We start from the raw sequence: 11,715 nt of genomic DNA, 5'->3' as shown, positions 1-11,715 counted from the left end.
CTATCTATTTTACAAATATAGAATTTAATTTGACAAAAGCAATTCCGGGAGCATTGTCCCAGTAAACAAAGCTCTTAATTGCATTTTTAATTATGAATTCAGCCGGAAGAAGGTTATCTGATATATTATCCTCCATTTTTTCCAAAACACTCTTTTTAGAGGATCCATTGAGATAGAAAATAATCTCTCTTGATTTAAGTATACCCGGCAAAGTTAGGGCTATTCTGTTCTGACCGGTATATGGGTTTACGGAGTTTTTGTATAGCTCTTGAGCAAAATATAGATCACTCTGTCCAGGAAAAACAGAGGATGTATGTCCATCATCACCTATACCGAGGATGACCAGGTCAAATCCTCCTGATTCTCCCAATACTGATTTAACAATCTTTTCATAAGAGGAGGCTGCTTCTGTTGGATTGATCTCACCTTTTATTCTGAATATGTTATTTTCATTAAGGGGGATCTCTTTTAGAAATTTTTGATAAGCCCTGCCATAATTACTGTCAGGATGATCCGGCGGCACACACCTTTCATCAACCCAGAAAATATTGATTCTTCGCCAGTCAATGGTATTAGTGTAGGGACCAGCCCAAAGTGCAAAAAGTCTATCCGGCGAAGTTCCTCCGGATATTGCTATATTGAGGTTTCTATTGAGAAACTCTTCTAATGCAAGCAAGGATACTATCCTGTCACTAAGTAATTCTGAAGGAGTTTTCATAATTCACAATACTTATCAGTATCTGTAAGATTCTTACAAGGATTGCTCCATTTTTTGCCTCCGTCAATAATTCTGTCGCTTATATCAGGTCCCCATGTTCCGGCAGGATACCCGTATAATGGAGTTACTGGATTCTCCCTCCAATGCTTTAATATTGGATCAAAATAGTTCCAGCTGGCTTCTACAGCATCGCTTCTTGTAAATAAAACCGACTCTCCGTTAAGGCAATCCTCTATTAGTCGCGAATATGCGTCTCCTGACTGGACACCTCCAAGTTTATCATAAGTAAACTCCATTGGTACCTGTTTTACTTGAAAGCCAGATCCCGGAAGCTTTACATCAAATTTTAAAACTGCTCCCTCGTTGGGTTGTAATCTGATAATCAATTGATTTTGTTCAGGACACTCATCTCTGCTACTGAATAATCTGTGCGGGGTTGGCTTAAAATGAATTACAATTTCAGTCACCTTTGTTGGCATCTGTTTACCAGTTCTTATGTAAAATGGCACACCCTCCCATCTCCAGTTTAAAATATTTACCTTCATTGCGAGGAAAGTCTCAGTCATAGATTGAGAATTTACATTTTTCTCCTCTCTGTAAGGGAGAACTCTCCTCCCTCCTTTTAAGTGTGATTCAATGTATTGTCCCCTGATTACATCTCTTTCAATCTCTTCTTCAGAGAGTGGCTTCAAGGATCTGTACACTTTAACAACCTCATTCCTGAACTCCTTTTCATTAAATGCAATGGGTGGCTCCATAGCAACAAGTGCAAGTAGCTGAATGAGATGATTTTGAACCATATCTCTGAGAGCACCGGTATTGTCATAGAATCCCCCACGGGTTTCAATGCCCATATTTTCGACGGCTGTAATTTCAACTCTTTCTATAAAATTTCTGTTCCAGAGTGGTTCAAAAATTCCGTTAGCAAAACGAAGAGCCAGTATATTCTGGACTGTCTCTTTACCAAGAAAATGGTCTATTCTGAAAATTTGCTTCTCTTTGAAGACAGATCTGAGAATATCATTCATTCTCTTTGCCGAAGCCAGATCATATCCAAATGGTTTCTCAACAATAATTCGTGTTGATGATGATACCAAGCCTGCCTCTTTCAGATTACCAGGTATGATTTCGTACAATGATGGAGGGGTAGCAAGGTAAAATAGCACTCTATAGTCATTACCAGCCAGCTCCTTGATATTCTCTCCAAGAGACATTACATCATTAATACTTTCCGGGTCTGAAACAAAATATGAGAGTCTTGGAAGAAATGATTCAACCCAGCCACTTTCAAAATCACTTTTGTTTATATATTTACTCAGAGACTCTTCTGCTCTCTCCCTAAACCGGTCAGATGTCAATATACTCCTTCCTGTTGCGATAATCTTAAAATCATTCTCGAGGAGGGAGCGTTTATGAAGCATATACAGAGCCGGGATTAGCTTTCTTTTTGCCAAATCTCCTGAACCTCCAAAAATCACCATTACATTACTCTTCATAGTAAGAAGGATTAAGCATTATAAACTCCTGATTTTGTCTCCCCTCCTTCACCTGTCCAGTTTTCATGAAAGAAAACCCCTCTTGGAGAATCTCTTCTTTCAAAAGTGTGTGCTCCAAAATAATCTCTTTGAGCCTGTATAAGATTTGCAGGTAAATTTTCAGAAGTAAATGAATAGAAATAGTTTAGTGCGCTGCTGAAAGCCGGTAATGAAATTCCATAAAGAGATGCCTTTGAAACCAGTGATTTCCATCCTTTGAGAGCAAGTTTTAACTCTGTTGTGAAAAAATTCGACAGAAGAAGAGATTTATGCTCTTGGCCGGCATAATATGATTTTGCTATATCATTTAGGAATGTTGATCTGATGATACAGCCATTTCTCCATATTTTTGCAATTGAAGAGAGGTCCAGGTTCCAGCTCTTCTCATCTGATACTTTCTTCATCAAATCAAAACCCTGTGCGTATGAAACCAATTTAGAGGCAAAGAGCGCATCACTTATTTCATCAAGTGAGGGAACAAGGTTTGAATCTGAAATCTTGTCAATTGAGTAATGATTTGATGCCTCTATTCTTAAATCTTTTGAGGCCGATAGAGATCTTTCGAAAACAGAGGTTGCAATAAGATTAAGAGGGACACCATAATCCATAGCACTCTCGACACTCCATTTTCCCGTCCCTTTTTGCCCTGCAGCATCCAGAATGTAATCCAAAAGAAACCCCCCGTCGCTATCTTTATGTTTTAAAATATTAGCTGTTATTTCTATAAGATAACTCTGCAATTTTCCTCTGTTCCATTCATCAAATACTTTGGAAATCTCCTCGTTAGACATACCCATCATACTCTTCATAACAGAATAAGCCTCTGAAATAAGCTGCATATCACCATATTCAATCCCATTATGGACCATCTTCACAAAATGGCCCGCTCCTCCGGAACCTGTCCAGGCACAACAAGGTTCTCCATCCTCTGCTACAGCTGCTATAGATGTAAAAATCGGCTTAATATGGCTCCACGCCTCCTCAGCTCCTCCAGGCATAACAGATGGGCCTTTTAATGCCCCCTCCTCTCCTCCTGATACTCCTGATCCAACAAAGAGAAGTCCTTTGTGAGCCAGGTAACTCTCTCTCCTCTCACTATCCTTAAAATTAGAGTTTCCACCGTCAATTAATATGTCTCCGGGAGATAAGAGAGGAATCAGTTGCTCTATCACAGAGTCAACAGCTGAGCCCGCTCTCACCATAAGCATAATTTTGCGAGGTAATTTAAGTGATAATACCAGACTCTCCATTGACTGAAAGCCCTCTATTTTTTTACCGGATGCTCTTCCTTTAATAAACTTATCTGTTGTTTCGAAAGTTCGATTATATACTGAAACCTTAAATCCTTTACTCTCCATGTTAAGCACAAGATTCTCTCCCATCACGGCAAGACCGATTAATCCTATATCAGATTTTTCCATATTAATTTCTTTACTTTTGTATAAATATAGACATAAAACAATGAAAAAAGTTTTAATTACAATCCCATTGTTGCTTCTCCTTTTAACAGGTTGTAAAGAGAATGTAAAGCAATACAGATTTGAATATCCTCATATTCCATCAGTTATTCAGGAAAAATCTGAGCAGAGAGAATATTTATCTCTTCATTTTTGGGATAATTTACCCTGGGATGACTCAACGGTGAACATTACAGAGAAGCATCTGCGGATACCCTATTATGAATATTTGGAGTTGATTAATGACTTAGGTGTTTCAAAAGCTGGAAAACTACTAAATGATTTAGCATCAAAAAGTTCACAATCGACACCGTCAATTTCATCCGCTTTTCTGATCCTTTTTGAAGAGAGCCTTAACCATCCAAATTCTCCAATGAGACACGATGCTCTTTATCTTAATGTTGTCGATGCATACATTCAATATTTTCCTGCAGATAGCGAAGAGAGAAAAAGACTTATTGAAGAGAGAGAGATTCTTCTAAAAAACCGTATCGGAGAAATCTCAGAAGATTTCACAATATTATTTTCAGATGGTTCCTCTTCAAATCTACATAATATTAAGTCTGATTTTATAATGATACTTTTTTTTGAGCCCGATTGCAACGCATGTAAAGAGAGCATATCCTTTGCAGAAAACTCCGCAATTATTAAAAAATTTCAAGAGAGATATATTTCACTGGCAATATATACCGGTAATGATTCATATTATTTAGAAAGAGGAGGGTCTCTTTTTAGTAAAAAATGGAGGGTAGGGAGCGATCTCAACAGCATGATTACCAGAGAGAGACTTTACGACAGACGAGCATCTCCATCTGTTTATCTGCTTGATAAAGAGAAAAGAGTATTACTTAAAGATGGAGATATAGCGACCGCAGAGAAAATTATTGAAAAAATCAATTAACTTTCTCTATAATATTTTCATCCAGGTACCAAAGGTATCCGTGTACATTTTCAAACCCCATCTCCTTTACTGATGATGTATATCTCTCTATCTGTTTAATGTGGGAACTGCTCCTCTGTTTTCCAGTCTTGAAATCAATAACTGAGTACTCTTCTCCTTTTACAATTCTGTCAGGCCTGTAAATTTCTCCCCCGGGCAGAATAATTCCTATCTCATTCATCACTGTGACATTATTCGAAAACCATCCATATTTTTCAACAGCGTTAACTAACCGGAGAATAAATTGCGTTGTGCTCTCCCTGTCTCTCTGTTCAATTTCTCCTGATGCTACTGCATCATTGACTGCGGCATAGACATCATCAGGTCTCATTATTTTTGACATAATTGAGTGTATGACCACACCTCTTGTGCGGGAATTATCATTCTCATTGAAGAACTCTTCAGATCTTAATGTAAGTCTTAGATTATCTGAATTATCGTATGACCTTATAAGAGGCATCTCTCTCTCTAATAAAATTGAAGTATCTCGTTTTGGGGTAACAACACAATCTCCAAAAACGAGGCTTTTGTCAATAGCTTTATCAGAGTAAACATACGAGAGAATATCGCCTACTCCCTTGGCCTTTTTGCTTGATTTTAAAGGCTCAGTTATATAAATAAAGAGATTATCTTTTGCCCTTGTAAAAGCAACATAAGCCAAATTCAAATTATCAACCACTGCCAGAAAACGCTCATTTTCATAATCACGAGAAAAATGAGTATTTGACAATTTTTCTGATAAATTAACCGGAACAACCGGCATAATGTTAAAAGGTGCTGTTTCAGGTTTACACCATAAAATATCCTGCTTACCTTTAAATTCAAAATCAGAAAATGGTATTATAACTGAAGAAAAACCAAGCCCTTTTGATTTATGAATAGTCATTACTCTTACAGCCTCTTCTCCATCAGGAGCAGGGATAGTTAATTTTTCTGAATAATCATCCCACCACTCTAAGAAGGCGTAAAGATCTGATCTGTTTTGCTTAACAAACTCTTTGACATTATCCATGAAAGCAAGAATATAAGCAGATTCTGCTCTCTTTATCTCCTCAGGAACAGTCTCAATCAGAGATTCACATAACTCGTATAGTGGAAGTGCAGATATTTTATTATTAGTAACATTCTCTATACCTGAGAACCGGGCTAGTATATTATTAACACTATCCAGGGGGTTACTTAAATATCTGAGTTGAGATATTATTGAAGAGACAGAGGAGGAGGATTTAATAAACAATGAATCTCCAGATATTACCTTAATTCCTGACTTAATTAGATGATTTGCAATTATTGCCCCCTCTTTGTTTTTTCTCACAAGAACAGCAATATCTGATAAATTTGAACCATTTGTAACAAGTAACTCAATTTTCTCCCTGACAAAATTTAAAACTGACTCTTCACAGGATTCGTTGTCTTGAATATCTTCACTCTCATCACTATTTTCCTCTGACTTAGTGCCGAATTTTAATTCAACATAACTACTTTTACTCTCATTGAGCTTTGGAATTGTCTGAATAACTGAAGAATATATTGACGCCACGCTTGTTTCAAAAACTCTATTTTTCTCTAACAGATTATCACAAGCTTCAGCAGCCCTTGGGAAGAAATCATTTATAAATTGAACAACCTCTTTTCCGGATCTCCAATTTTCCAGTAAAGCCGATGAGTTTATCTCCTCCTCATTAAATTCACTAAAAACCCTCTTGTTTAACAACATCCAGTCTGAACCTCTCCATCTGTATATGCTTTGCTTTTCATCTCCTACAATCAGATTTGAACAACCTGAGGCGAGGCTGTTTTTTATCAGGGGGCGAAAATTTTCCCATTGCAAAAGAGATGTGTCCTGGAACTCATCAAGCATAAAGTGATCAGTTCTGGCTCCAATTTTTTCAAAAATAAAAGGAGTATCACTTCCATCAATAATTCCGTTTAGCAATTCTGTAGTCTCCGCTAGAAGCACTACTCCGTTTTCTGCACAAACATCCTGTATACTTTTCTGTATGTCTGACATTAATCCGAGAGCATACAAGTTTTTTGATATAGTAACAGCAGTAATGTAGTCTCTTGAACAAGACTCTTCATAATCTACAATTTCCTTTATTAGGGAGCGTAAAGAGAGAGAATCGGCCTTAGCACCTTTTACTAATAAGTCAGGAGACTCCTTTAACGCACTTTTAGAAAACCATCTCTCCGTTCCCTTTCCGGCATCAATGAAAGTCACATTTGACAGCGAAAAATCTCCATCAACAAGTTTTCTGAATCTTTGAGCAAAAGAGCTCTTTTTATTAGAAAAATCAAATGGAGACAATTCAGATTTAGCTAGTATCTCAACCCCTCTCTCTCCAAACTCAACCATCTTTTTCTCATATTCAGAGATAATGTTTGCAATAATTCCAGAGTACTCTTCAATACTCTCTTTGCTGAGTAAGTTTAAATCCTCTCCCATTATTGCTGTCCTGTATGCCTCTTTAAATAATTGAGAAGAGGTACTATTTATTGAAGACCTGATATCCCAGCTTTTACCGGAATCGATTCTCTGCACAGAGAGTTCCATTATCCAGTCCAGGAGGCGATTATCATCTGAAGTATCCAGGTTAAACAGGATTTTGTCAATAGCCAGAGCCCTGACCATCTCCTCGTTTAACTCAACTCCGTATGAAGTACTTTTGCCTATTTCCCTTGCAAATGCTCTAAGAGTTTGCTGAAAGAATCGGTCAATAGTACTGATATTAAAAGAGGAGTAATCGTGAAGAATATTTTTTAATAATTTAGAAGCTCTCTCATCACCTTGAGATGACTTTTTGTGAAGATGCTCAATTACTCTTCTCTTCATCTCCTCTGTAGCCTTATTTGTAAAAGTTACAGCAAGAATTCTCCTGTATGCTCTTTCATCCCTGGACAAAAGATTTAAATACTCAAGTGTTAACCTGTGAGTTTTTCCTGAGCCGGCAGAGGCTCTGAATATCTTAACCTCTCCCATAGTTATCTGCAGATTTGTTTAAAAATACAATATTCGCAACTCTTTTGACTGGCAGTCTGTATAAAAGGCATCTCTATATTAAGTATCTCTGATATTTTTGAAGAGAGAAGCTCTCTGAAGGAATTTAAATCCTCAACGGTACAGTTTATCTGATATTTTTGATCCAACTCTCTGAGAAAGTATGGAAGGAGAAGCGACTCCCCCTCAGGAGAGAGCATCAAACCATATAGATATAGCTGAAAAAACACAGATAGATTCTTTGAAGAGTTTTGTTCAAATAGTTGGTTTAAACTCTTCATTGTATCAGGTTTTCTACCTGTCTTATAATCAATAATCCTTAATTTACCGTTAACTCTGTCAATCCTGTCAATATATGCTTTTAATTTAACCTCCGTACCATCCCTAAGCTTTAAAGAGCTCCTTATATCCTTCTCTGACTGGATATATCTAAATGAATTAAAGCCCAAATCATATTTGATAATTTTGATTATATATCTTTGTATAAGATTGCATATTATATAATTATACCCCTTAACATCTTCAACTCCCTTCTCCTTTTTGAACTCTTTGTAAATTATATCATCAATAAGACTTTGATTATTCAGAATGGCCAAAAGATCTTTTTTACAGACATCTTTTCCCTCAAATCTCCTGTAGAGAATTGCCATTGAGTTATGCAATATGGTACCAAAAGTTCTTGATTCCACCGATTCGCTTACTATCTCCTCATCCTTTACACCTTCAATATGCATAAAATAAAATTTCAACGGACAGAGGATATAGGTTGATAACAGAGATGCTGAAAAGAATTTCGTACCGCTTCTAAACTTCTCCAGTTCTTGAGCTACCACCCCTTTTTTCTCAATTATTATAGGAGATTTCTGGTTTCTGGTTACAACTCCGGATGAGACCATATCTCTTAGTGGAATCTTGTAGTGATATCTTAACTGTAAAATAAATCTGCTCTGTTCTCCACTAGACAAGCCTTCGCTTCTGGTATCATAAAGCATCCAGACCCTCTTTGCCCTGTAAATTGTTCTATAGAAGCTATATGCTGAAACTGCATCGGCATACTCATTTTCAGGAAGAGAGAAGCCTTTTCTTAAATTTAAAGGGATAAATGAGGTGCTGAGATTTCGTGAGGGAAAAACACCTTCATTCATTGAACATATTACAATATTATCAAAATCAAGGCATCTAGCCTCAAGAACTCCCATAACCTGAAGACCCGCTAGTGGTTCTCCTTTAAAAGGGACGGAAGTTGAATTTACAAGTTGTTTTAACAACCTTAAATATGTCTTTACGGACATTGGAATCTGTAAATCCTTAATCCTTACAACAAGAGTATAGAAATAGTAAATCAGCTCCTTTTCAAACTTATTAACCTGTTTATTCTTAACTATGTAATCAAGTACATCAAGAATATATGATGAAATTTTGGAGATTTTATCAACATTTGAATCATCATCTTTGATAACTCTCCTAAAAATCATTTCTAACAAATGATTACCCGTAAAAAGATCCTGACTTACATACAACATGTTTGCTGTTACTATCTTATTCTCAAGACTAACAGAGAGTTCACCTGTAATACCTTTTACATAATTATGTCTTAAAACCGGAAGAACTCGTCTGAAATAGAAGGGGCCTCCCTGCAGCTCAACCAAACTCTCTGCAAAAGAGACGACCGAAGCCTCTCTTAAAGGATAGCCCATTGTAATGTTAATCTCTCCTTTATTATAATCTAAAGATCTTATTACAGATGTGAGAAGTGATTCATCAGGCAGAATCACAGCACTATTTATGCCTGTAGGCAAAGAACTTAATATATCTCCTGCTATTTTAGCCTGACCAACAGCGGAGGGAACGCCAATAAGCTCAATTTCAGCAATTCTCTCCTCATTGAAGTCAATATCCATGGATGATGGATATGATGATAAGTTTTCGTTAATAAAAAAAGATGATTTATTATCTGGGTCATTAACCATAGTTCCGCAATAATCCCAATAAAAATCAGCTTTCCCTGACTGCTTGATGTAGTTGAGTAAAGTTTTCTCGCACTTATTTAATGCATTAAAACCTATAAATACAACATAACTGTATTTAGATAGAAGTGAATCAACATTTACTGTATCCCCGTTACTGATTTGTTCTGCGATTTTCCTGTATATCATCCCCTCATAACCGGCCCCATCTGACTCAAGACTCACCCTTAGGTTTGTGTATAACGGAAGCATCAATGACCAAAGAGACTTAAATTTTGACTTCTTGTCACTCTCTTCTCCGTTGTGAAAACTTGCCCAAAAGCTCTTAATTGAATTAAGTTGCCTTTCAGACAAAAAGGAGTAGTCTGTATCAAGCTCTTTTAACTCCTTAATATTTGCAAAAAGCCTGTAAGGATCTGCCAGAAATTTATCTGTGTCGTCAAAATCGGATAAAAGAGTCTCTCCCCAGTAAACAAAATCATCAAAGGGTTCAGGGTTCTCATTGATATCACAATATAACCTATACAATCTGTATACACAATCAAGTTTATCTGCATTTCTAAGCCCTGACAGTTCAGAAAAAAGATCACTGATTGTAATTAGTGATGGAGAAAAAAGGGGTTTATCAATTAAAGCACTTAACTCTCTTTGGAAAAACAGTGAAGCCCTCCTGCCCGGAAATACAAAACAGATTTTTGAAATCTCTTCTCTCTCTCTCTCGTAGAAAGCTTTAGCTATGTTTCCAAGAAATTTCATCAGATATTCCTTGATCTTAACTCATTTGCCTTCTCTTCAAAACCAGGTTTACCAAGGAGTGCAAACATATTGACCTTATAATCCTCTACTCCAGGTTGATCAAAAGGATTTACACCCAGCATATAAGCACTTATACCACAAGCTTTTTCAAAAAACATATATAGCGATCCCAGATTGTATTCATCAATTTTCTCTATTGATATTCTGATATTTGGGACTCCCCCGTCAACATGGGCAATTCTCGTCCCCAATTCAGCCATTTTATTACACTCTTCTACCCTTTTCCCGGAAAGGAAATTGAGCCCGTCCAAATTTTGGGGATCATTATCAATGGTGAGTAATCTATCTGAATTATCCACACTTATAACTGTTTCAAAAAGTGTCCTTTCACCATCTTGAATATATTGACCCATAGAGTGTAAATCAGTTGTAAAATTAACAGAGGCCGGAAATATACCCTTTCCGTCTTTTCCTTCACTCTCGCCGTACAGTTGTTTCCACCACTCAGCAAAATATTGTAATTTTGGATTATAGTTAACAACTATCTCAATTTTTTTTCCCTTTTGGTATAACGCATTTCTAACTGCTGCATATTGTAAGGCTGGATTATTTCTATCACTTGAAGATGTGTAGCTATTAGCGTTATTTGCTCCGTTTAGCAACTCTCTTATATTAAAACCGGCAATAGCAATAGGTAATAATCCCACAGGAGTGAGGACAGAAAATCTGCCTCCCACATCATCCGGAATAACAAATGATCTGTACCCCTCAATCTCTGAAAGCCTTCTTAAAGCTCCTTTAGACTTATCTGTAATTGCAATGATCCTGGAAGAGCTTTCTGATTTTCCGTACTTTTTCTCAATATGGGTTTTTAAAATCCTGAATGCAACAGCCGGCTCTGTAGTGGTTCCCGATTTTGATATAACCACTATTCCATAGTTTTTATTATCCAATAGCTCCAGGAGTTCAGACAAATAATCTTCAGACATATTCTGACCGGCAAAAAGAATTTGAGGAGACAAACCCCTATCCATGAAGTTCCTGAATGGATTAGAAAGCGCCTCCAATGCAGATTTTGCACCAAGGTAGGATCCTCCTATTCCTATTACGACTACCACTTCACACTTCTCTTTCCACTCTTTTGCAATATTTTCAATATTAATAATTACATCTTCTTCAAGAGAAGATGGCAGATCCATCCATCCAAGAAATTCACTCCCCTCTCCCATCCTGCCATTCAGCTTTTTCAAAGCCGATAAAGCTCTGTCCAAAGAGTCTGACAAACTTTTCTCACCAAGAAAAGTAGTAACTGAGGGATATTCAATATTAATTATATTATTCATA

At 36.8% G+C, this 11,715-nt stretch carries 7 protein-coding genes; 1 reads left to right on the top strand and 6 read right to left on the bottom strand.

Annotated elements, in window-relative coordinates:
* Window positions 1-4: 4 nt before the first annotated feature.
* From pgl to gnd, 3 genes are read right to left on the bottom strand one after another with little or no spacing between them, the layout of a single operon-like run.
* Entirely contained in the window at window positions 5-718 is a 714-nt protein-coding gene (gene pgl / locus U5907_00865; GenBank protein ID WRQ33212.1) for a 6-phosphogluconolactonase, read from the bottom strand.
* Window positions 715-2,214 carry a glucose-6-phosphate dehydrogenase gene (gene zwf / locus U5907_00860; protein ID WRQ33211.1) on the bottom strand — a complete coding sequence of 500 codons (1,500 nt, stop codon included), beginning with the start codon at window positions 2,212-2,214 and terminating at the stop codon, window positions 715-717. The genes pgl and zwf overlap by 4 nt, the downstream gene beginning before the upstream one ends.
* Window positions 2,215-2,225: 11 nt before the next feature.
* Entirely contained in the window at window positions 2,226-3,674 is a 1,449-nt protein-coding gene (gnd, locus tag U5907_00855) for a decarboxylating NADP(+)-dependent phosphogluconate dehydrogenase (GenBank protein WRQ33210.1), read from the bottom strand.
* 40 nt (window positions 3,675-3,714) lie between these two features.
* On the opposite strand from gnd, the gene U5907_00850 reads away from it, so the two are divergent.
* Entirely contained in the window at window positions 3,715-4,611 is an 897-nt protein-coding gene (locus tag U5907_00850) for a DUF5106 domain-containing protein (GenBank protein ID WRQ33209.1), read from the top strand.
* On the opposite strand, the gene U5907_00845 is transcribed toward U5907_00850, so the two are convergent.
* Genes U5907_00845 through U5907_00835 form a run of 3 tightly spaced genes read right to left on the bottom strand, consistent with a single transcriptional unit; the run spans window position 4,604 to window position 11,714 of the window.
* Window positions 4,604-7,630 carry a UvrD-helicase domain-containing protein gene (locus U5907_00845; protein WRQ33208.1) on the bottom strand — a complete coding sequence of 1,009 codons (3,027 nt, stop codon included), beginning with the start codon at window positions 7,628-7,630 and terminating at the stop codon, window positions 4,604-4,606. The two genes, U5907_00850 and U5907_00845, sit on opposite strands and share 8 nt — an antisense overlap.
* Window positions 7,631-7,632: 2 nt before the next feature.
* Window positions 7,633-10,371 carry a PD-(D/E)XK nuclease family protein gene (locus U5907_00840; GenBank protein ID WRQ33207.1) on the bottom strand — a complete coding sequence of 913 codons (2,739 nt, stop codon included), beginning with the start codon at window positions 10,369-10,371 and terminating at the stop codon, window positions 7,633-7,635.
* Window positions 10,371-11,714, bottom strand: coding sequence for a glucose-6-phosphate isomerase (locus U5907_00835; GenBank protein WRQ33206.1), 1,344 nt, complete (start codon window positions 11,712-11,714; stop codon window positions 10,371-10,373). The genes U5907_00840 and U5907_00835 overlap by 1 nt, the downstream gene beginning before the upstream one ends.
* Window position 11,715: the final 1 nt, after the last annotated feature.

The sequence above is a fragment of the Bacteroidales bacterium MB20-C3-3 genome (assembly GCA_035609245.1).
Classification (GTDB): Bacteria; Bacteroidota; Bacteroidia; order Bacteroidales; family UBA932; genus Bact-08.
This window is presented reverse-complemented; position numbering and strand designations above follow the sequence as displayed.